Origin of the sequence: Echinicola soli, from assembly GCF_006575665.1 — a bacterium.
Classification (GTDB): domain Bacteria; phylum Bacteroidota; class Bacteroidia; order Cytophagales; family Cyclobacteriaceae; genus Echinicola; species Echinicola soli.
Window position 1 is genome coordinate 2,060,586 of record NZ_CP041253.1, and the last position, 22,824, is coordinate 2,083,409.

The 22,824-nt window shown below is 42.1% G+C and carries 20 protein-coding genes; 6 read left to right on the forward strand and 14 right to left on the reverse strand.

The genetic code is table 11. The features are described from left to right. Positions 1-44 precede the first annotated feature (44 nt). The 3 genes from FKX85_RS08315 to FKX85_RS08325 all read right to left on the reverse strand — a co-directional run bounded on the left by FKX85_RS08315 (position 45) and on the right by FKX85_RS08325 (position 4,063). A complete protein-coding gene (locus tag FKX85_RS08315; RefSeq protein WP_229239802.1) occupies positions 45-1,100 on the reverse strand; it encodes a hypothetical protein in 1,056 nt (351 codons plus the stop codon). Positions 1,101-1,228: 128 nt separating this feature from the next. Beyond that, positions 1,229-2,413: a 6-bladed beta-propeller gene (locus tag FKX85_RS08320; RefSeq protein ID WP_141614293.1), complete on the reverse strand. Its 1,185-nt coding sequence runs from the start codon at positions 2,411-2,413 to the stop codon at positions 1,229-1,231. Between the two features lie 531 nt (positions 2,414-2,944). Then, positions 2,945-4,063: a 6-bladed beta-propeller gene (locus FKX85_RS08325; RefSeq protein ID WP_141614294.1), complete on the reverse strand. Its 1,119-nt coding sequence runs from the start codon at positions 4,061-4,063 to the stop codon at positions 2,945-2,947. Between the two features lie 241 nt (positions 4,064-4,304). Here FKX85_RS08325 and FKX85_RS08330 point away from each other — a divergent pair, with 241 nt between their 5' ends. The 3 genes from FKX85_RS08330 (at position 4,305) to FKX85_RS08340 (ending at position 7,600) form a co-directional block, all read left to right on the forward strand. Continuing rightward, positions 4,305-5,411 (forward strand): hypothetical protein, encoded by a 1,107-nt coding sequence (locus FKX85_RS08330; protein WP_229239804.1) that lies wholly within the window; start codon positions 4,305-4,307, stop codon positions 5,409-5,411. A 339-nt stretch (positions 5,412-5,750) separates the two neighbouring features. Next, entirely contained in the window at positions 5,751-6,356 is a 606-nt protein-coding gene (locus FKX85_RS08335; protein WP_141614296.1) for a hypothetical protein, read from the forward strand. Positions 6,357-7,015: 659 nt separating this feature from the next. After that, positions 7,016-7,600: a hypothetical protein gene (locus tag FKX85_RS08340; protein ID WP_141614297.1), complete on the forward strand. Its 585-nt coding sequence runs from the start codon at positions 7,016-7,018 to the stop codon at positions 7,598-7,600. A gap of 60 nt (positions 7,601-7,660) precedes the next feature. On the opposite strand, the gene FKX85_RS08345 is transcribed toward FKX85_RS08340, so the two are convergent. After that, positions 7,661-8,383, reverse strand: coding sequence for a hypothetical protein (locus FKX85_RS08345; protein ID WP_141614298.1), 723 nt, complete (start codon positions 8,381-8,383; stop codon positions 7,661-7,663). A gap of 607 nt (positions 8,384-8,990) precedes the next feature. Here FKX85_RS08345 and FKX85_RS08350 point away from each other — a divergent pair. After that, positions 8,991-9,587: a hypothetical protein gene (locus tag FKX85_RS08350; RefSeq protein WP_141614299.1), complete on the forward strand. Its 597-nt coding sequence runs from the start codon at positions 8,991-8,993 to the stop codon at positions 9,585-9,587. Between the two features lie 167 nt (positions 9,588-9,754). Here the strand turns inward: FKX85_RS08350 and hemE are convergent, their stop codons facing one another. The 6 genes from hemE to truA form a co-directional block, all read right to left on the reverse strand. Continuing rightward, positions 9,755-10,801 (reverse strand): uroporphyrinogen decarboxylase, encoded by a 1,047-nt coding sequence (gene hemE, locus FKX85_RS08355; protein WP_141614300.1) that lies wholly within the window; start codon positions 10,799-10,801, stop codon positions 9,755-9,757. Positions 10,802-11,000: 199 nt separating this feature from the next. Next, entirely contained in the window at positions 11,001-11,528 is a 528-nt protein-coding gene (locus FKX85_RS08360) for a hypothetical protein (protein ID WP_141614301.1), read from the reverse strand. Between the two features lie 125 nt (positions 11,529-11,653). Next, positions 11,654-12,172 carry a hypothetical protein gene (locus tag FKX85_RS08365; protein WP_141614302.1) on the reverse strand — a complete coding sequence of 173 codons (519 nt, stop codon included), beginning with the start codon at positions 12,170-12,172 and terminating at the stop codon, positions 11,654-11,656. A gap of 229 nt (positions 12,173-12,401) precedes the next feature. Next, positions 12,402-12,983 (reverse strand): hypothetical protein, encoded by a 582-nt coding sequence (locus FKX85_RS08370; RefSeq protein WP_141614303.1) that lies wholly within the window; start codon positions 12,981-12,983, stop codon positions 12,402-12,404. Positions 12,984-13,543: 560 nt separating this feature from the next. Continuing rightward, positions 13,544-15,319 carry an ABC transporter ATP-binding protein gene (locus FKX85_RS08375; RefSeq protein ID WP_141614304.1) on the reverse strand — a complete coding sequence of 592 codons (1,776 nt, stop codon included), beginning with the start codon at positions 15,317-15,319 and terminating at the stop codon, positions 13,544-13,546. Positions 15,320-15,332: 13 nt separating this feature from the next. After that, on the reverse strand, positions 15,333-16,088 hold the full coding sequence (truA, locus tag FKX85_RS08380) for a tRNA pseudouridine(38-40) synthase TruA (protein WP_141614305.1): 756 nt from the start codon (positions 16,086-16,088) through the stop codon (positions 15,333-15,335). Positions 16,089-16,422: 334 nt separating this feature from the next. On the opposite strand from truA, the gene FKX85_RS08385 reads away from it, so the two are divergent. Further along, the gene (locus tag FKX85_RS08385; RefSeq protein ID WP_141614306.1) at positions 16,423-16,902 is read left to right on the forward strand and encodes a DUF4293 domain-containing protein; all 480 of its coding nucleotides are present in this window, start codon (positions 16,423-16,425) and stop codon (positions 16,900-16,902) included. A gap of 617 nt (positions 16,903-17,519) precedes the next feature. Here the strand turns inward: FKX85_RS08385 and FKX85_RS08390 are convergent. From FKX85_RS08390 to FKX85_RS08400, 3 genes are read right to left on the reverse strand one after another with little or no spacing between them, the layout of a single operon-like run. Further along, a complete protein-coding gene (locus FKX85_RS08390) occupies positions 17,520-18,278 on the reverse strand; it encodes a hypothetical protein (protein WP_141614307.1) in 759 nt (252 codons plus the stop codon). 56 nt (positions 18,279-18,334) lie between these two features. Next, the gene (locus FKX85_RS08395) at positions 18,335-19,036 is read right to left on the reverse strand and encodes a hypothetical protein (RefSeq protein WP_141614308.1); all 702 of its coding nucleotides are present in this window, start codon (positions 19,034-19,036) and stop codon (positions 18,335-18,337) included. Then, positions 19,033-19,563, reverse strand: coding sequence for an RNA polymerase sigma factor (locus FKX85_RS08400; RefSeq protein ID WP_141614309.1), 531 nt, complete (start codon positions 19,561-19,563; stop codon positions 19,033-19,035). Before FKX85_RS08400 ends, FKX85_RS08395 begins: the two co-directional genes overlap by 4 nt. Before the next feature lie 230 nt (positions 19,564-19,793). Between FKX85_RS08400 and FKX85_RS08405 the strand changes: the two genes are divergently transcribed. Then, entirely contained in the window at positions 19,794-20,903 is a 1,110-nt protein-coding gene (locus FKX85_RS08405; RefSeq protein WP_141614310.1) for a trans-sulfuration enzyme family protein, read from the forward strand. Positions 20,904-21,206: 303 nt separating this feature from the next. Here FKX85_RS08405 and FKX85_RS08410 read toward each other — a convergent pair whose 3' ends face one another. Next, positions 21,207-22,745 (reverse strand): YifB family Mg chelatase-like AAA ATPase, encoded by a 1,539-nt coding sequence (locus FKX85_RS08410; RefSeq protein WP_141614311.1) that lies wholly within the window; start codon positions 22,743-22,745, stop codon positions 21,207-21,209. Positions 22,746-22,824: the final 79 nt, after the last annotated feature.

Below are 22,824 nucleotides of genomic sequence, written 5' to 3' on the forward strand. Positions count from 1 at the left end.
CCAGATCTTATTACTGGCGAAAAAACGGATAATCATTGAATTCATTATTCAATCTTCAGCCCCACTTTAAAAAGTTGGAAATAATCCCGTTCTATCTCCCCGTCCGGTTTTCCCAACATCCAAAGTTCGCCATTTCGCACAAGCATGCTTGTTGCCCATAATCCATCAGGTACAAAATCGTTGACCACCTTTCCATGAGAATCCAAAATTGCGATTCGAATCGGGTATTTTTTCCGCATCCGTTCCCAAAACCCCGGACTTATATTGTCTGAAAAACTCTCTTCGACATCTCCGTGGTCATAGCCTGGGAAATAAGCAAGAAGAAAATAATCTTTTATTTTCTTTATGTTTAAAATTTTACCAGAGCTCCTTTTATGACCATAAAATCGAATGTCATCCCTATTGTATTTTTTTGCTCCTTTAAAATAATGGTAATTTGATAATTTTATAGGAATCTTTGAGATAAGAGAAAATGGAGATTGGTTTTCAAATACATAAATAGTTGGTTCTAATCCAAATACAACGAAAAGTTGATTATCTTCTACATCAAAGGTAGGTTCCCAAGCATACCTAAAAAAGAAGTTCCCCTTTCTAAAAATGGAGGTTTCTGGTAGAGGAATAATGGATTCCGTTCTTCCTGTTTTAGGATCCAATAATGACATTGCGTAATAGTTATCAAAAAAGTCCTTGGAACCATATTCGAAGTCCCTACTTCCTAAATCCATATATAGATATTTCTCACCCAGCTTAAGCAAACCCCTTCCCATTGCAATCCTTCTATAATTAGGGTTATGAAAATCCACAAGTTTTATGCGAGAAATAAGGTTGCCAGAAAAGTCATAACACATAAAACCATTAAATGCATAGGCCATAAATGAATTTTTTCCATCGATTACAAGTGGAGCCATAATATGGCCATAAGTGTCTCGAGTATCTCCATCTTTGATAAAGGATGCCAGGATATTTCCATTAAAGTCCGCCACAAAGATCTCTTCTCCTACACTATATCGATTGTTTTCCATAAAAAGTACTGTCTTAGACAAAGGATCAATGTCATGGACAATCGGATTGCCTAAATAGTGAATTTGAATGCTATCCAACTTATCAAGGGTGACAGGGAGATGGTTGCTTTCTGATTCGGAAGCCTTTTTCTCTTTGCTGGTGCAAGAAAAGAGGAGCAAAAGGAGGATGGTTGTGCATGAAAAGGCGATGTTCATCGTATTTAGGATTAATTTTGGGATCGTTTTTTTAAATGGTAGAGCGCTAGGATTCTTCCACTGTCCCTGTTTAGGTTTTTGGCCAAGCGGGTGAAGGGATTGTCCACTTCGGCGAGCTGATCACTGTTTTCGTTATAATGTTCCATTAATAGATCTGGAGGATAGCTGTTAAATACAATATTGCCCTGGAGGAATCTCGGATAGAAATAGTCAAGACCAAAGTCAATGTCATTTTCAAAACGCGAAGCAGAAATGGATAGATGACTTTTTCTGTCGTAAATCACCGTGCCATAGTTGTTTTTTTCAGTGTAAGAGGTAATAAGGTAGTCCTGATTGACAAAAATGTTGGCCCTGTGTACAATATACCTTTCCCGTGTGGTGGGGTTATTGAGAAATTCCACCATGTCATTTTCTTGTAGGCGTTCGAGAGGGAGCATTTTCCCCTTGAAATCCAGGTGATATTTTTGCTGTACAGTGGTGTCTTTGATCCAGTAAATAGTATCGGTGAAGGTTTTGGTGAAAAAGTAATTGTTCCCCGCCTTTTTAAGGTTGTGGTGTTCTGTGATAAAAGGCAAGGGTTTATCGTAAGGGTTGGTCAGTATTGGTGTTAGCGCGTTGGTTTTGGAATTCCATTGGAACAGTAGGTGATGGCTTAGTTCTTTATCATTGTTGGCAAAAGAGCTTTTGACACCTGGATGGATATGGATAATATAATGATCTCCTTCGTGATGCTCCAGTTTGGAAATAATGAAGGGAAACTTTATTTCTTCTTTAAAGTCCCCGTCAAGGTCATACCTAAGTAGCTTATTGCCAGAAATAATTTCAATGGTTTTTTTTGATGCATTGATACAGGCATCGCTGATGTATTGGTATTCACCAGGTCCCTCTCCATAGGCTTCTATGGTGGCTGTTAAATTGAAATCCTGATTCAGAATGGCAATTTTATAGGTGTGGCCGAAGTCGCAGAAAAAATACTGGCCATCCAAATAGAGTATTTTATCCACAAAGAAGAAATTGAAGTGGTTTGGGAGTTCGATATAGTCAATTTCACTGAAAATTTGGCTCATCTTCATGCTCCTATGCTCGGATAAAGAAATAGTTTCTGTATCATTTGTGGGCTTCTTTGATGAATTACATGAAAAGCCGCCGATGCAAAAAAGAAGGGCAAATCCCCAAATAATAGTATAAGATTTCATAGGCTGAGGTATTTGCTAAGGTCGAACGTTAGATTTTTCTAACATTTGATCTAATTGACGATGGAAATAGTCGGCCATCCCTATATTTGCAAATTCAATAACCTGCTGATTCTTGGTTAGGTATGCGATAAAATGTTTATTGTCAAAGGATATGGTGTCCAAATGGTTTTTGTTGAAAAAGGAGTTGGATGGGTCATGTATTACAGGATAGGGGAAATCCATCTCTGATAATTTGTTTTTGAGCATTTCTTTATCCCTACCAGTAAAATAAAAAACAAAACCCACTTCAGGGTACTTTTCCTTTGTTTCGTTCCATCGAAAAACTCGAGAAAAAGGATGGAGGGACAGTTTGTCATAATTAAAATGTACCACTACCTGGTTTTGGCAATCCAAGCAAATTTCTGTCGAGCCGTTATTTGATGAGACGATGTCAAGGTGCTGTGGAAGGTCTAAGGGTTGCGTTTTTTTTTGGCAAGAGGCTATACCTGTAAGGAAAAGCATTATATAAAATGAACGAAGAAAGATCATGAGCTAAGGGGTTAAGGTGGTCGAAATGATGATCGGATAATCAAATTCCTGTTGGGGAAGTTGAAAGCCAGGAGATTGTCCGGATTTTTTTAGGAAATCCAAAAGTGCCTGATGATACGTGAGAAACAGGATGTTGTCGTCTTGATCCATACCTATGGGATGGTAAAATACGGGAGTATCTTCCTCACTTACTTTGATCTTGGATATGGATTTGTCAGGATGATTTACAAAAATAAGTTGTTTGTATGTGCCAAATGGACCTTGAAACATGCATTCCAGCGTAGTGATTTCATTACTTTCAAATAGTCCGACCAGGTTGGCAAAGCCTTTTTCATTGAGCATGGCGAAGCTTTCCATGATGTTCATCTCCCAAAATGAGTTAGGAATAGCATAGGATCCGAAATCAACCTCGAATGCAGTAGCAAGGGAGTCGTTATGGAATCGATAGGCTCGATTGTTAAAAGATTCAATAAAATAGTGTTTGCCGCCTGTTTGTAAAAAATTTCTTTCTGTCATGGGGAGCAATTCTCCGGAATACTCGTTGGGTAAATAGCGGTCTGTAATTTCTCCTGAGGGAGTGACTTTGATGATACGGTATTTAGTGACCGGGAGGTTATAACTGCCATAGAGTAAATAGTCCCCGTTTGGGAGTTTGGTAAAAGAGCTGGCTACATAATCCATTTCCAGAACGAGTGTCTTTTCCCCTGTTTCGCCGAATTGATAGATCGTGGATTTGTTTCCAATGGTGGACAGGATTTCCAGTTCTCCATTAGTATTTACATAAAAATCATTAAGGGAAGGGATTTTTTCCGGGCCATCACCTTCTTCAGCCATCTTCCCACTGTAGGTGCCTGATTTGTCAAAAACGTGAATACTTTTTTGTTTACTTTCTTCATCCATAACAAATAGCTGTGAGTTAGATGACCTGATTCTTAGCCATGCTCCCATCAGGTTTTCTGAAGTGGTCTCCAGCGGAATGGCTTCGATGATCTCCAGGTTGGAGCTTGGCAATTGTGGGGCATCTTTGATAGAGATTTGGGATGAGGGTGACTGGTTTTCCTTTGACTTATGATTACAGCCAATAAATAAAATCACTAAGATGAAAACAAAAGAGTATTGCATAACTAAAAATAGGCTACATGAGAAACTTAATAAAACTATGAAAATAGTTTCTAAACTAAAAGGTTTTTAGTTTGTTTTATTTATCTTGGAGGACCATTGGCCATTGAGTTTGCACCCTTGGAAAAACATTTAGCACCTAAAATAAATATATCAAGTGAAATCGTTGAAAACTACCATAGTATGCACTGTAATTGTTTTAATAAGTTTGGTTTCCTGTGGGAAATCTGAGAGGAAAACGCCCATGGGGCCAACTGCCCAAGTGGAATTGGAAGTGGTAGATTCCTTAATAGTGGATGAACTGGAGCCTTTGGTGATGGATGACCATCGGGGTGATTTGGGATATTATTTGTTCCGAAATACCAAAAGCCGTCAGCCGCTGTTGGTCGATGAACAGGGAACTGTGATCCAGGAATTTGATATTCTTAATGAAGGGCCGGATGGGATTGGAAGCTTTGGCTCAGGATACAGGCTGCTCAATGATACCAGCTGGATCGCACAGAATTTGATGCAGGGGTATTATGTATTTGACTATCAGGGAAACCGGAAGCAGCACCTCCCGGCCCATTGGGCAGGTATGTTTTCGATCTCCGTTTATACCAATCGTACGACTTTTAATCCCTATATCAAGGAAGGTAAAGCTTATATCTTAGGAGAAGAACCGAATGCTTTTGACCATAAGGCCATTAGTGCCAAGGAGCTGGGAAGCGAATTCTATGATCAGGCCAAGACGATTTTTGATTATGATATTGCTGCAGGGGATTTTGAACTGATCACCACTTTTCCGGATGCCTGGAAGCCCAAGGCGGAAAGTCGGTATGTAGGCCCTTCGTTTCCGCTGGTGACCATCAATCGCAAAAGCCTAAAAATGGCTTTATTGCCTACTGTTGGTAATCAATTGTTTATTTATGATTATTCGGGCACTGCACCGGTGTTGGAAGATACGGTCTTGCTTACCCATCGATATCGCCCGGACCAAGCTCCAGAAGCCAATTTGGATGCGGAGAAGTGGCTCGAGGATTACCCGATATTTACAGACTTGAGGGTATGTGGTGATGGTTTTTTGGTGGGTTTTTATACCCGTGTTCCTGCTGAAGTGGTAAAGGAACTCCGTGCCAAAAGTGAGGAATATTACAAGTTACCGGAAGCCAAGGAGGCGACCGAAAAGTACGCCAAGCCATACTATATACTCGTTCAGGGCGGGAAGCAAGTGGGCGTGATCGATAAATTGCCCATACACGGGGTGATCGATTTTGCAAACGAGGATGGGTTTATCTATGTCAACGACAATCGGGACCCGGAAGTGGAAAGGGACTATAATGTGTTTTATAAATTAAAGGTGAAGCAGTAAAATCTAACGTGCTAAAAAAAAAATCGAGGCTGAAATTACGAAAAATGTAAATAATCGGCTTAATCCCCCTAAAACAAGTACTATTTCGACGATGCAAACGGTTTTAATTTCAAAATATTGAATTTGTATATATTACATATAAATGTTTCCAAAATGTTAATTTTATATATTTATCATTGACATATTTGCAATAATGAATTCTCTTTTTTACGTTTGAATTACAATCACGTGATTCATTAATAGTACCTGCCCAAAATAATTAGCCTCAGAAATATCCAGTGAAAGGCACTGGGAGGTTTTTACAAGAGTTAGTTTGTTAACCCTTTAATCACTAAAACCATGAGATTAATTATTGCAACATTGTTGGCCTTGAGCATTTCACTAAGTGCTACGGCCGTAACTGTAGGTCATACCGACCTCACGAAAGAAGAAAAAGAAGCTAAAGCGGTCCTTGAAAAAATCGGGGACAAAAAAGTTCAGTTAAAGTTCTTGACCGAGCCTAATGGTAAAGTATTGGTAAGGATTAAGGATGCTGATAGCGGGGTGATTTATAAAGAGATCATCAAAACCGAAAAGGAATTTAGAAAGAACTACGATCTATCTGCTCTGGCAGAGGGTGACTATGAATTTGAAGTATTTACCCGCCAGGATGGCACGATCAACAATTTTGAAATCACATTAGGCGAGAAAAAGTCTGCCGGATCCAATTATTTTACCAAGGTGAAAGTAATTGACTCTAAAAAGGTGGCATTGTTGGTGAAGGCAAAGGGTGCCAATAAAAAATACGTTCGCATCTTGGATGAAGGCCATGTGATCTTTGAAGATACTTTCGAGGGAAATAAATACGGGAAATTATTCACTTTCGAAAGAGTATCATCTCTTGAGGGCCTTGTATTCGAGGTGAGGGATGAGGATGGAGCTGGCAAATACCTGTCTGCTTTATAAGTAAACTTCTTAGCTAAGAATTGAAGGACTGTCTTTAGGGGCAGTCCTTTTTATATTTTGTTCAAATTTTAGATGATTCCGAATCACCTCTCCTGAAGATTACTCATTTTGACATCCTTGGCCCTTAAAACCATAAACAATAATTTCTCCACTTCCAAAAATGTAAAAGCAGCTCCCCTATACTTTTATCCTTTGACCATATTTTGCAGCACGATTTGTACAATGAATTAAAAGCGGTTGATTTTGAGAGGGGAAAACGTCAGGATGCTTTTAAAAGTTTGCGTAAACGTTTGAAATGAATCCCGAATTTTAATGATGAAATTTATTATAAAAAATATCAGAAGTAATTATATTTTGTTTTATGTTTATTATAAAGAATAATATTTCATAAAGTGTAGAATGGCTTTACTGTGTGAGAAGTAATGTTGCAAATGCGATATAATTAATGTTACTGGTTCATTATTACCGAATCGTTAATTATAAATATTTATCATTGAATATTTGGTAAATATATGGTTCATGTATTACATTTGTAGTGTAATCAAAAACCATAAACAATTACACGCCCAAAATAATTAAGCTCAAAAAAACTAAATACCCAGTAAGCCAAATAGGTCAATGGGAAAAAGAAATCTAAAACTCTATAAAATTTTCTAGTTATGAGATTAATTATTGCAACACTAGTAGCGTTCTGTATTTCAGTAAGTACATTCGCGAAGACAGGATCTGACCTGGACGAAAAAACCGTTACAATCGAAAAAGTAGGAGACAAAAAGGTAGAACTGAAGTTCATGGCTGTGCCTAGCGGCAAAGTGCTGGTAAGAATCAAAGATGAAAACAGTACTGTGATCTTCAAGGACATCATTTCAAGCGATAAATTATTTGCTAAAAAGTATGACCTTACAGCACTTGCTGATGGCGAGTACCACTTTGAAGTATTTACTCCTGAGCAAGGAACGATCCAAAACAAAGATCTTTTTGTAGGAACCAAAAGAGAAAAAGTTGATTACTTTACTAAAGTTAAAGTACTTGACGATAGCAATATTGCCTTCTTGGTGAAGTCTTCTGATGACAGCAAGAAATTTGTAAGAATCATCGATCAAGGAAACGTGATCTTCGAAGAAACCTTTGAAGGTGACAAGTTTGGAAAAGTATTCAAATTTGAAAAAGTTGCCTCTCTTGACGATTTGGTATTCGAAGTAAGAAATGAAGCAGGTGACGGAGAATACATTTCTGCCCTGTAATCAAAATAATATTTAATAGACTTAAAAAGGTGTTTCCAAAGTAGGAAACACCTTTTTTTTTTATTCGGTAGAAAGGTAAAGGGCATTTTCAAGATTGCCGATAATGGTCAGGTAAATGTCCCTGTTGCCATCCAAGTTGTTAGGCTCTATCTCTACCGTACCGTTTTCATTACCATCCATGGCCAGCGTCAGGTCTACATTTTCCAATAACCTGTTAATGTCAAAGTTAAGGTAAATGTCTTGATTGCCGGAAATACTGATGTTTCCCGATGCGGCGGCCGCAGTGAGCATTTCTTCGGTGTCGGTATAAATGGTCATCAGCTGATTGTTGACATTGCCATCTATTTTTAAGGTTTTTTCATACATGGCATCAGTTTCGGCGAGGTCGCCGTTTTGCTGAAATTTCAGTGTAATGGCTGAATAGTCACCTTGGCTTAGCGTTATCGTTCCCATCGTTTCAGTCAGCGGCAGGGCACTTTCCAAAAGGCTCAGGCCAATGGAATTTCCCTCATCGAGTGGCAACTGGACGGAGGCAGCACTTTCTTCAGCACCATGAAGGCGTATATTTCCGAATCTCAGCTCAGTGGCGATGATATTGGCACCTGAGATGGTTCTGGCATTTTCGTCAGGCTGTTTATCCTCTAGGGAGCTGTTTTCAGCAATTGCTCTTGCTTTTACATTCACCGTTGCATTAGGCATTTCGTCCTGATCTTCATTATTACAGGAAAATAGTCCCAGTGTACCGGCGGTGAATAGTCCGATTACCAATAATTGCTTTTTCATAATCATATTAATAGTTGGTTTACTGGATCAGTACCAAGCCTAATGCCAAGAGCCATAAGGAATAAAAAAATCCTGTAAAACGCCCTGTTTGAAGCATTAAGAGCTGTGATGGGAGGAAATGGTAAGTTGGTCTTATGAAATAAAGGTTGGTTTTGTGGTGGTTATGGATAATGTGTGGAGCATTTTTTTAGTGAGATTAGGCGGGTTTTGTGTCAGAATAGAACATTCGAGTGTTCGAAATAGTACAGTTGTTAAGGACTAATAGGGTGAAGTTCAGTTAGGTGAGAAAGAAAAAAATATTTTTTTCAATTTATTTTTAAATAGCAATACAATAATTTCAGGTCAGCTAAAGGCTTGAAAATTGGAAAAAGCTGTATTGTTTCCGATCATTTGTCCGAACACCTTGTTGATTTTGATACACTTTTGGCGTTGATATCCGATGCCAATAGCTTCTGTTTAGAGTTTTTTTAATGTTTTGATAATCTTTTGGATAGCGATTTTGGCCATGCCAAAGTAAGAAAAATGGTTGTGGTATGCGATTGGTGTATAGGGAAGTACAAACGCAATCAAATTTTAAAAACTTACAATTAACATAACAAATACCGTCATGAAAGCATTATTCACATCCGTTTTTGTATTAGGAATGATTTTCCTTGCCAATGCATCAGCTAATCCCGATACTTTGGCAAAAAAAGAAAGTTTAATGGCCAATACCATGGTAGAAGCCACTGATAAACATATAGCTGTTACATTAGGTGCCCCGGTTGGTAAGGTGAAGATCTTCATCTTGAATGAAGATAATAAGATTTTGGCTGTCAACAGGTACAGGGCAAACCAAGCATTGAAAATACCTTATAACCTGGACGACCTTCCTGAAGGAGCGTATAAGATCAAGATTAAAACAAAAGAGGAGGAGATTACTTATGAGGTGATGACGGAGGACAAAAAAGTGGTAATGGACATGCCGATCGTGGCTTATGGCAAAGCGAGTGATCAAAACACCATCAACCTAAAAGTGCTTGGCATCGAAGTGCCTGGTACCCATGTGGATATATTCGACGAATCCAATTTGCGCATCGCTTCGGACGAAGTCAATGTGGAAGAAGGGTTTGAGCGAAACTATAGATTTACCAATAGAAAAGTAGAAGGTCTTTATGTGCGGATAAAGGATGCCCAAGGAAGAAAGAAATACATTTATTTCTAATATTCCACCAATTAGCATAGGTTTGGGCATGGGGCTGTCAATACGTGACAGCCCTTTTTCTTTTTTTGTCAAAAATAAAATGTCCTTTGATCTATAGCTAAAACCATGAAGTCTCAAAGACAGCAAAGAGTTGTGGCTGATTTTTTTTTGAAATGAAGGATGTAGGTTTATGCTTTCATCCTTAATTGACTACTGTATTCTTTTACGGTATTGATAAACACCTTCACTTTTTCGGGATCGATATCAGGGTAAACGCCATGGCCAAGGTTGGCGATATGCCTTCCGGTACCGAATTGGTCCAGCATTCTTTTGGTGGCGGCTTCCACTTCTGCTGCTGAGCCATATAGGGCAGCTGGATCCAAGTTGCCTTGGAGGGTTTTCTGGTCGCCAATGAGCCTTCTGGATTCGGCAATGCCCATGTTCCAGTCGAGGCCGATGGTTTCACAGTTCAGTTTTGCCATTTCCTCTCGTGCGAAGAAAGCGCCTTTGGCAAATACCGTTACAGGTACTTCCGTAATGGCGTCGCAGATTTCGGAGATATATTTTAGTGCGTATTTTTGATAATGGTCCGGCGGTAGGATACCTGCCCAGCTGTCAAAAATCTGTACAATGTCCGCTCCAGCGGCTATTTGCGCCTTGAGGTAGTTAATGGTGGATTTCGTGATCATGTCCAGCAGGCGTTCTGACAGTACCGGTTCCTGATACAGCATGGCCCTGGATTTGGAGAAGGTCTTGCTTCCTGATCCCTCGACCATATAGGCAAAGATCGTCCAAGGTGCGCCTGCAAATCCGATCAAAGGCACACGTCCGTTCAGGGCTTTTTTGGTGATCTTGATGGCTTCGATGACATAGCTAAGGTCATCCACTCCATCTGCAATTCTCAGTTTGTTGAGGTCTTCTGCTGAAGAAACGGTGTTGGGGAATTTTGGCCCCTGCTTTTCGATCATTTCATAGGGCAGCCCCATGGCTTCCGGAATGACCAGTATGTCCGAAAAAATAATGGCTGCATCCACTCCCAGCAAGTCCACCGGCTGCAGGGTGACTTCTGCTGCCAGCGCTGGTGTCTGGGCGAGTTCGATAAAGCCACTTACGCTGCTTCGTACTTCCCGGTATTCGGGCAAAATCCTTCCGGCCTGACGCATCAGCCAAACAGGGGTGCGTTCCACCTGCTCGCCGCGGGCCGCTCTCAATAACAAGTCGTTCTTCAATTGCATGGCGCAAAGATAGTTGATTGCGCTAAATTATACGAACTGTATTGGGGAAATGGATGTAGGCTTTTATTCTAGTTCAAAAAAACTTTGCGCCTTCGGGTCTTTGCGGCATTATTTCGATTACATATGAGATGCTAAACGATTGGGATAAAAAAAGCCACCGAAATTTCTTCCGGTGGCTATAGTGATATAATTTTCAGTTTTATTTTTGAATTTTTACGAAGTCACTTTCTTCGATGTTTAAGTATTCCATGGTATCATCATAATCTGAGAAATCCATTCTTCCACTCGCAGATAATAAATCAGCAGGAACAATTACAACCCGGAACAGGATATTATCTGTCCAATGAGGCGTCAATTGATTAAAGTCAATAGGGGAATTATCCAAGAATATACTGAAATCATTCGGTGAATAATCAAAGTTATAGACTAAAACGCCCTCTTCTAAATAAAAAGTCTGAGGTAATAATCTCCAGGCATAGAACTCTGAATCCACTGGTGATGCTTCATACATATATATTAAGACTGCATCACCATCAAACAGTGTCCCTCCAAAGTCTTCAAAGTTAAAAATATCGATATAATCGTTTTCTGAATTAAAGGATATTTCAACCTCGTAAGCGTCTCCTACGATATTTACACCTGGCTCGCCCTGTGGGCCTGGAGGTCCTTCACAGCCTTGGATCATAAAGGCGGAAGCAACAAACAAAAGCAAAAATAGTTTTCTCATATCTGAGGGGTTTAGTTTCACGATATTCTTATTAGACGGTCAATTCGGAAATATGTTTTATATCACCCGAAAAGATCGGCCATAAATTTTATTTCTCCAAAATCATACCAAAAAGTACAAAGCCACTATTTCTTCTTGGCAATTGGTGCCCAGACTTGGACATGGTCTTCATGGAGCAAGCGATCGATGAAGATGCCGGTTAGGGTGAGGTGGTTTTCCTCGGCAAAAGCTTGCATGTCTTCTTTGATGGTTTCTGGTCGTGGCATGACCCATTTGTTATACCTTAGATCGGCCACTAGGAATTGATTTTCCGGGAATACTTTTTCTTCCCAATCTGCCTCGATCCTGTCATTTGCTTGGTCCAGCCCCACGAAGACTTTCATGGTGTCCAGTTTGCCGGCAGGCTCCACGTAATATATGGTGTGCAAGGTGGCTTCAGCTTCTTCGGCTAAGGCTGCCTCTATCTTTTGGAAGGTGGTTTTTAGTCCTTTGTCTTGAGGCGTGCCCCTATAGGTGAGTCCATAAAGTTGAATGGATTCCCCTTGCTTTACTTCAATGGGATAGTCCTTAAAACCACCCAAATAAGCAAAGGCGACAAACCCCAATACGGCCAGTATACTGATGATGATTACCGTTTTCTTCATTTTCTGATTCCTTGATTGCCCTTGGTCTTATTGCGTCAGAGACAAGCCTGCTTGGTGTAGACAAGCTTGCTTGGTATAGACAAGCTAAATGTTTCTCAGTGCTGGAGCGAAGCCCCTGCACAACGTTTATCTCAAGACTATCTTTTTTTTGAGTTAAAATCATCCCACCTAACCTCCCCGCCGCGGCAGGGAGGAACGTGTCTCAATACTCATATCTCACTACTTGATACTAAAAATGGTATCTGGCGCCAATGCCGCCTTGTAGCTTGACGTGGCCAGGGCGATCAGCGATTTCCATCATAAGCCCCAGTTCTGCGAAGACACTGACCGGTTGGTCTTCGAAATAATATTCTCCACCACCAAATACTTCGAGGCCAAAGTCAATATTGTCCTTGCTTTCGTACAAGACGGCAGGAACATCCGCTGTTTGTTGGTAAGCATATTCGACATTGATGCTTCTCAGCTGTAAGCCTGCGCCACCAAAGGCCAAAAGCGTACCTTCTGTAATGTCAAATTCAGCCGTAATATCTTCATGGTAAGCCACCCGGCCATTGAGGGAAATGCCTCCTCCGGCGCTGTGGTTAAGGTAAAAGGCACCAGGTGAAGGTCTGTTATTGTCGAAGACCTTTCGGTAATAGGCGGAACTATTCGCACTACCTCGGCCAATCATTCCTTCAAAGGAAACTTTGTCATCGAGAAAGGTTTTGTACGTGATGCTGATGGGTTCGCCAATCCTCAAGCCGATGGATTGTTCCTGTGCAAATGCCGCAATCGGCAGGCTAAAGATAAACAATAGCAGGATCTTTTTCATGTGTTGATATTTACGTGTTTTGCCGTGGTTTTACGTTAGAACGGCGCAAAATTAAGGCCTATTATGGAAAGGTCTATTTTTCGTACAGGTAATTTTTAGTTTAGGCTTCAATTATATTTCGAACTACTGACGTCCGACTAAATTTCAAATATGATCAAAAACTGTCTTTAAATAGAAATTTGAGGGTTTTTATTCCAATTCCTAAAATGCCCCCATCCCCTAAAGGGGAGCTTTAGAAAGGCCCCTTTAGGGAATTTAGGGGTGAAAACAGTTGGTTTTTTTTCAATTTGACGATTGTTTTCTCGGATGCCGGTAATTTCGAGCCGATAAGTTTTTACTTTTTCCAAACTTTTTCATATTGCTTACTGGCCGTCTTATTGAAGGGGAATTAGGAACAACCTCCAGTGTCTGGGGTCGGGATTGCTCCAGAGGAATGTCTCAATGCTATTAAGCTAAGAGAGAAACCATCATCTAGAACGTAGAACAAGAACGTCATTGCGATGACCAGAAGGAAGAAGCAATCTCCAAACCTCCAGACCTTTCAACTTTTAAACCTGAAACTACTCGCTCACCATCGACTTCAGCTGCATCTGGTGGAGCTGGGCATAATACCCCTCTTTTTCGAGCAAGGCATCGTGCGTGCCCATTTCCATGATTTCCCCTTTGTGCAATACGATGATATTGTGAGCTTTCTGGATGGTGGAGAGCCGGTGGGCGATGACGATAGAGGTCCTGCCTTTCATCATTTTTTCGATGGCACTCTGGATCAGCTCTTCAGTTTCGGTATCCACCGAGGAGGTGGCTTCGTCAAGAATGATGATTTCAGGATTGTACACCATGGCACGGACGAAGGAAATCAGCTGACGCTGTCCTACTGATAGTGTAGCGCCACGTTCCATGACATTGTAATCCAGTCCTCCGGGAAGTCGCTCGATAAACTTCTTGGCCCCGACCAGTTCTGCGGCTTCCATTACTTGCTCTCGGGTAATGTCCGGATTTCCCAGGGTAATGTTAAAGTAGATCGTGTCAGAAAATAAGAAAACGTCCTGTAGAACCACCCCAATGTGTCGACGCAGGATTCCCAGTTCAAAATCCCTGATGTTTTTATCATCTACTTTTATGGTTCCTTTGTTGATTTCATAAAAACGGCTGATCAGGTTGATAATAGAGGATTTTCCTGCTCCAGTGGCCCCGACCAGCGCGACCGTTTCGCCGTGTTTGACCTTGAAGTTGATATCCCTCAGCACCCATTCCTCATCATTATAGGCAAACCAAACATTTTCAAGCTTGATATTGCCTTTGATCTTTTCAGGGGTATAATTGCCTTCATTGGCGATATGCTCATTGCTCTCCAATAACTTGAATATCCTGGAGGAGCTTACGACACCCATCTGCAAGGTGTTGAACCGGTCAGCCAGCATTCTGATTGGGCGGAAAAATAGCTGTAGGTACATGATGAAAGAAATCAATACGCCCACTTTTAAATCGAGCCCAAATACACCCGTGGCACCATACCAAACCACGAGACCTATCCCCACTGCTTGGATAATTTCAGCTACTGGATAGTAAATGGCGTAATAGAGAACCGATTTGACATTGGCCTTTTTATGTTCTGTATTGATCGCGTCAAATTTCTTGTATTCCCTGTCCTCGCGGTTAAATACCTGGACGATGTTCATGCCCGTAATATGCTCTTGCAAAAAGGAGTTGAGATTGGATACAGCATTTCTGACCTCATTAAAGGCCACTTTTACCTTTTCCTTAAAGATATAAGTGGAAATGATCAGCAGCGGGAGGGTGCTCAGGCTGACCAGGGTGAGTTTCCAGTCCACCCAGAACATCACGCCCAAAATGGTGAAAAGCTGAAGCAGGTCCCCGATAATGGCGGCCAAACCTTCGCTGAATACATTTGAAAGGGATTCGATGTCGGAGATATTTCGGGTGACCAAGCGACCAATGGGGGTGTTGTCAAAGAACTTCAGGCGCATTTTGAGCAAATGCCGATAAAGCTTGACCCTGATGTCCCGAATGATGACCTGGCCGATCCAGCCGGAAAGATATGTGTGCGCAAACTGGACCACCGCCTGCAAGATCAGTAGCCCGACCAACAGGTAAATGATGCGAAGCAAGCCTTCCTGATCACCAATGGCTATATGTTCGTCAATGGCTTTTTGGATGAATAACGGCTTAGTAGGGGCCAAAGCAGCCAAGGCCACTGTAAGGAAAATCAGAAAGAAGAACCGACCTCGGTAGGGTTTTACAAACTGATAAAGCTTACGAAGCACCTGGGTGTCGATGATGTCTCCGCTTTTTACATTTTCTTTTTCCAGACTCAAAATCTACTGTCTTTTAGATGAATATTTCTTCCGGGTAGGTCACCCTACTGAGAAACAGGCCATGAGGAGGAGCAGCTATACCAGCCTTTCTCCTGTCTTGGCTGTCCAAAATCTGTTGAAAACCTAATATGTCCATTTGACCTTTGCCTATTTCCACCAATGTTCCGACAATGGCCCTGACCATGCCACGTAAAAACCGATTGGCCGTTATATGGAATACCAAATGATGGTCTTTTTGTTCCCAAAAAGCTGATTTTATTTCACATTCAAAATGATTGACTTCCGTTTTTACTTTACTGAAGCACTCAAAATCCCGATGCTGCAGGAGCAAAGCGGCCGATTTGTTCATATCGGTGACATCCAGCTTGTAAAAACAATGCCAGGACAATGTTTCTTCAAACGGATTTTTACGCAAAGAGATGTGGTATTCATAACTTCTCCATTCCGCATCGAAACGCGCATGTGCCTCCGGAAGCACTTCCCTGAGATCATAGGCACTGATATCCTTTGGCAGGACCGCGTTGATTTTTTTGAGAAAAATATTTTTTTCCAGTTTGTCATTCCAGTCAAAATGCAGGAATTGCTGTTTGCCGTGCACCCCCGTGTCGGTTCTTCCACTGCCCATGGTGGCGACTTCTTGGCGTAATATGGTTTGCAATGCCTTATTGATTGCCTCTTGTACCGTCAGGGCGTTGGGCTGGACCTGCCAGCCGTGATAGCGGGTGCCTTTGTAGGCCACCTCCATAAAATACCTTCTCATTGTCTCCATGAACGTACAAAGATACTTGAATCAGGGTGGTTTCCAATGAATGGCCAAGGTCAAAAAAACAGGAGGTACTTATGTTTGAAATGGCACATTACCCTAAAAAAGGGGTTGGATAATACCTTTACAGAAACAAGACAATTGCTGGAAGATATTTCTGGTTCCGCTTATTTCCAATTAGCCACGAGTATTGCGTGAGAGATGAAAAACATCAGTGCTATACTGTAAGAAATTCCATGTCTTACCTTTCCGGCATTTAAACCTTCCCAACCTTAAACTCTTGTTTCTTGCGATTATTCAAATTACCACCTTTCTTTGTCAAAAGTTTTAAATCAAGACAATGATACAACGCGTACAAACGATCTTTCTCCTTTTGGTGGCTGTGGCCATGTTACTGGAAACCTTCTTTCCCATCTGGACTCAGGTAAACCCTGATCAGACAGAAATGCTGAAATTGACAGCCTGGAATTTGACCCATACGGAGACCGCTTCAAGCAACGTCCTCGAACAGACAGGAACTTTTTATTTGGGAATTTTGGCCTTTTTGGCGGCGATAATCGCGATCTATAGCCTCAGCCAATTTAAGAACCGGACTAAGCAGATGTTCCTGAATATGATCAATTCACTGGTGATGGTGGTGAACCTTGGGCTCATTGTTTACCTGACTTATGTGGAGAATATGGAATTCAATGCTACCGCCAGTGGTGCTTTTATGATCGGTTTTTACTGCATTGTGGCAGCCATGATCTTCAATATTGTGGCCAACCGCTTTATCCGGAAGGATGAAATGCTGGTGAAATCAGTAGATCGTATTCGATAAAACTTGAATGCCTTAAGGCAAAAAAGGAGATTGGCTTCATCTAGTCTCCTTTTTTGTTCTTTAGGAGAATTCAATAATAGATGCATTCTGTCATTCCCGTATAATCAAATCCCCAATATTGATCATAATTCCTGACTTTGATCAATTGTCCTGATTCAGGGAAATTGTTTCTAAAATGCTCCCCTGAAAGGGGCTTAATCCAGCCCAATGAAACGCATTGGGCCAATAGGTGATGATGAGACTACCCGCGGCCTGTAAAGCCAGCTAAAAATCTTAACGGCTAAACGTATTCCCGCGTCTATTGTTTGGCTAGATGGAAAAACTGAGCTAGGCTTTCAGCCTGCGTAAGAGGAGTTTTTTTGACTTATAGCCCCCAAGGCCTTGCCTCGGGTTAATGTTAGGAAGGCTTTCAGCCTTAATGGCTACAAAGGATTTTTCTTGCAATAGGGTTGATTAACAGAAAATGCAGTGCGTATCAACCATTCATCGTCCAAGGATCAATCCTCGGACGATGAAGACATGGCTAGATTTAGCAACCCCAAAGGGACTGAATTTTTTTAAGTACTTTTGTCCTGGCCGTGAATGGCTGTTAACTAATTTCTAAACTAAGATAACAATTACCAAAAACGTACTCCCAGAACCGGATAATAGGTGCTCAGGTCATCTGTGGCTACCACACCTGCTTGGATGTACAAGTGGTTGCTTACCCTGTGCCTGTAAATGGCCCTTAGGGTAGTCCCCTTAAACAGCTCGCTAGGATGGCTGTTGAGCAAATAGCCGATTTGGATGGTCTGTTCATTATTGACAATGGTACTTCCTTTGTTCCATGAAAATTCCCCATTGATAAACCAATTGCTCATCACATCGATTTCGCCCTCTATCTTTTGTGGAAAATACACCGTGTTGGTGATGGCTGCCCCGATGCTGTAGCCTGGTAGCCCTAAGTGTGCCCGAAAGCCCACTTCCGGAGTAAAGTTCCCTCGCGTAAAATCAAGTCCTACAGGAATGCCCAGTTCGATACTTTCGATATGCCTCCCGTATTTGCGATCGATTTTGTTTTTTACCGTAGTAAGGCTCGTCCCTTTGAAATTATTGGCAAGTCGGAAAGCTGTTGTCTCAAATTCGGGAAAACGAGTGGAACGTTTGATGAGTGGCGTCAGGGCAGCTTTTAAGGAATCAGCTGAAAATTCCGTGTCATTAAAATAGAACAGTATTTCGCTTTCGTTGGGTAAGTGGAATTGTAAAGTATCGGTAATAGGCCACTGCCTTTCCAGCCATTGTTGATGATTTTTGGGCAAGGTGTTTTCTGCCTCCTGTGCCCAGCAACAGGCCGCTGTTACCGTTAATATGATAGTGATAATATTCGCTTTATTCATGATTTCGTAGATTTAAGGAAACGCATTAGGTTTAGTGGAAGCCAAATGCACCGAATCTATTTTTCTTGCGAAAGTCTGAGCACCAATTTCCCGGACGGTTTCGCTACTTTGTGCAGGTGAGCTTGATCCTGGGGTGTTTTGGAGGCATAATCTGTTTTTAGTTTTATCCGGTCGTTGATGCCCCAAGAAATAGTCACCTCATGGAAGGACTGGTTTGCTTTTACAGTGTCAAGGCCCGCCTTCGTTTCTTCTGACACTACAATGGATGTAGATGCGTGAAATGATTCCTCAAACGAAGGCATTTGGAGGCGAGGTGGATCATCGTCCTCCAAAATGACAGGTTGTTCAGAAACTCTTTTTACAGCGGTTTTTTTGCTTGGAGCCACTGTATTCGACGATGATTTTGCCTGATGGACTTTGGGTATTTCCGGTATTTTCACTTTCCATGGGATGTCCCGTGGAGAAACGGTTGTCACCAAGTACTCACGGTGATGGCCATTCGTGGTATCCAAAAGGCTTACGGCGAGCAATAGTCCTATGCCAGCCATGACAGCCGCTCCTGCTGTCCACCACCAAAATACCACACGACGACGATCCAGTTCGGTAGCGATGGCAGGCCAAATATTCTTGTTGGGACTGATTGGCGGAAGGTTTTCCGTTTCTCTTTTGAGTTGGGCATCCATATCCAGCTTTGAGATCAGCGCCTCCCAGCTGCTTTGATTTGGCCGGTGTTCCGGTAAGTTAAATCGCTTTTTCATGCCTTCATAAGTTCGTTTAGTTTGCCACGCAGTAGCTTTTTGGCGTAAGAAAGCTGGGATTTAGAGGTGCTTTCCGAGATGGATAGCAGATGGGAACATTCGGCGTGCTTAAACCCTTCCACCTCGATCAACAAAAAGACACTCCTACATCCCGCCGGCAGTTCCCTGATCGCCATATCCAACAGTTGTCCGTCAATCCAACCGTCAAGGGGAGCATGATCCGGTAGTTCAGCTACTTGGTCCAGCGATGTGAACAGCATACGGCTTTTGGCCAGTTTTATGGCTTTCCTGATTGCTATCCGCTTCATCCAAAAGCCCAGGGTACATTCTCCCCGGAATTTCTTGATTCCCTTGAAAATTTCAATAAATGCCTCTTGCAGGGCATCATGAGCCAAATCTTCTTCGTTCAGGATCCTGAAAATAGAAGAATACAGGGCTACCTTGTACCGTTCGAAAAGCTCAAACTGGGCTTTTCGATCATGCTTGGTACATCGCTCGATTAGATCTTTCTCAAAAATTGATTTCATTTTATTTGGCTTCCTGCATAAAAGAGGCTGCTTACGGGAAAAAGGTTGGAAAGCAGCTGAATATTTCTGTACTGAAAGTATGGTGGATTAATAGTGGGCCTGTCCCGGTCTTTTTGTGAAAGAAAAGCTCAAAACAATGCCTGTTAATTTTGAACCCCTTTGGGTAAATCATGGTTGCTCTTGGGAATTGACTTTATAATTTCCCTATTTTTATATTAAAATCATAGCCTATGAAATTTGAAACATTAGCAATACACGGAGGAGAGGAGATCACAGGGCCGCACAGGCCGGTGGTACAGCCCATTACCCTGTCCACTACTTTTGAGCATCATGAGGGTTCGCTGATCTATTCCCGCGCCAACAATCCCAATCGGATGGCACTCGAAAAGTTATTGGCTGAACTGGAAATGGGAGAAGCAGCAGCAGCTTTTTCTTCCGGGAATGCAGCTGGAATGGCGGTTTTTCAGGCATTGCCACTAGGAAGTCACATCGTGGCTCCGTCTGACATGTACCATGGACTTAAAAAGCAACTGGTGGAACTGTTTAAGGATAGGCTGGAGGTGACATTTACGGACCTGAGTGATCCGGAAAACTTTGAGAAGGCCTTGCAGCCAAATACCAAGCTGTTGTGGATCGAAACCCCTTCCAATCCTATGCTGAAGATCAGTGACATCAAAGCGCTCTGTGCCATTGCCAAAGAAAACGAGGTAATGGTGGTCAGTGATAATACCTTTGCGACGCCGGTGTTTCAGAACCCACTGGAATTGGGAGCTGATGTGGTCATGCACAGTGCTACCAAATATTTTGGAGGCCACAGTGATATTCTCGGTGGTGCTTTGATCACCAAAGTGGTGGATGAATTCTGGAAGGAAGTGGTAAATGTCCAACAAACAGGAGGGGCCGTATTGTCTCCATTTGATTGCTATATGCTGATTCGAAGCATCAAAACCCTTGCGTATAGGATGAGGGGACATGCCGAACATGCTGGCATGATTGCCTCGTTTTTGGACCAGCACCAAAAAGTGGAGCGGGTTTTTTACCCAGGGTTGACAGATCATCCCGGTCATGAGGTGGCAAAAAGACAAATGACTGGTTTTGGCGGTATTCTTTCTTTCCTGGTGAAAGGCGATCCTGATGATGCCGATAAATTAATATCAAATCTAAAATATTACACTAATGCTACAAGCCTTGGTGGGGTAGAAAGTCTCATCGAAAGAAGAGCTGCTGTGGAAGGTCCAGATACCAAAACACCTCAAAATCTGATTCGGCTTTCCGTAGGTTTGGAGCATCTGGATGACTTGCTCTCGGACCTGGATCAAGCTTTTCAAAAAATAGGCTAAATCGCCTTATATGCAAAAGACCATTCGCCAAGGCGAATGGTCTGATGGTTTAACTGACTTTTAATAATCGAAAAAGTGTGTTGAACAAGTTGGATTGTTTTAATTTAAGCGGGTGATCACAACTTTTGCTAGCAAAGTAACGCATAAGTTTTGCTTTAAGCAAAATTTGAGCCTCAAAAAAGTACAATATTACTCATAAAAATAATTCAATATAATTATTCATATTTTTAATGTATCTACATGTATTTTTCACTTAAATTTTATAAAGTAAAAATTCAATTTCTAATCTCTAGTGGTTGGTTGTCAGCCGGCCCAGCCTTCCCTGTCTAAGCTGCGGTATTGGATGGCTTCTGCCAAATGCTCGACTTTGATATTTTCGGAATCGGACAAGTCGGCAATTGTTCTGGCCACTTTTAGGATCCTGTCATAAGCCCTGGCGGAGAGTCCTAGCCTTTCCATGGCGGTTTTCAACAGCGTTTTTCCTGCTTCATTTATTTTGCAAACTTCCTTGACCAAATGCGAAGGCATCATGGCGTTGCAATAGATGTCTTTGTGCTCCTTAAATCGCTCTACTTGCCGATCTCTGCCACGGACTACACGGTCACGGATTACGTTACTTTTTTCTGCTTTTCGGGTAGAGGTCATTTCGTCAAATTTTACAGGGGTAACTTCCACATGAAGGTCAATTCGATCGAGTAGAGGGCCACTCACTTTGTTCAGATAGCGCTGTACTACCCCTGGGCCGCAGACACACTCTTTTTCTGGATGATTATAGTAGCCACAAGGGCATGGATTCATGCTGGAGATCAGCATGAAGTTGGCAGGGTAGTCCACGGAAATCCGTGCTCTACTGATCGAAACTCTTCTTTCTTCCAGTGGCTGGCGCATGACTTCCAGGACTGTGCGCTTAAATTCAGGCAATTCGTCTAAAAACAAGACACCATTATGTGCCAAGGATATCTCTCCAGGCTGAGGATTACCTCCGCCACCGACCAAGGCTACATCGCTGATGGTATGGTGGGGAGAACGAAAGGGGCGCTGGGCAATCAGTGATGCTTCTCTTCCCAGCCTTCCTGCCACCGAGTGGATTTTGGTGGTTTCGAGTGCTTCCTGAAGGGTGAGTGGAGGAAGGATGGAAGGCAGCCGCTTGGCCAACATGGTCTTGCCTGCTCCGGGAGGCCCCACCATGATGACATTATGTCCTCCGGTAGCAGCGATTTCCATAGCCCTTTTGATGTTTTCTTGGCCTTGTACATCCGCAAAATCAAATTCATAATCCTCTAGGGAATTATAAAAAATATCCCTGGTATCGGTGACCAAAGGGGTGATTTCCAGTTCGCCTTCCAGAAAGCCAATGGCCTGCGCTAAATCTTCTACTCCGATCACGTCCAAGTTGTTGACGATAGAGGCTTCTGCAGCATTGGGTTGAGGTAAAATGATACCTTTGAATCCATTTTTTCTTGCTTCTATGGCGATGGGTAACACACCTTTGATGGGGCGCAATTGGCCGTCAAGGGATAGTTCACCCATGATGACATATTCATCAAGTTCGGCAAACTCCACTTGTTCGGAGGCTTTTAGTATTCCCATAGCAATGGGCAGGTCATAAGCAGATCCTTCCTTACGTATGTCTGCGGGAGCTAAGTTAATGACTACCTTTTGGCGCGGCATTCGGTACCCAAAATACTTCAAAGCAGATTCTACCCGCTGCTGACTTTCCTTTACAGCACTATCAGGAAGGCCTACCATATAAAAACTTGTGCCCTGTCCTACGTTTACCTCTATCGTAATCAATATGGCATCTACTCCAGAAACCGTACTACCATACGTCTTTGTTACCATTTTTAATAAAATTCTACTTCCATAAAAAAAGGAAATCTCCAAAGAGATTTCCCGCTAAATTAATTTTATATCTCCCTTT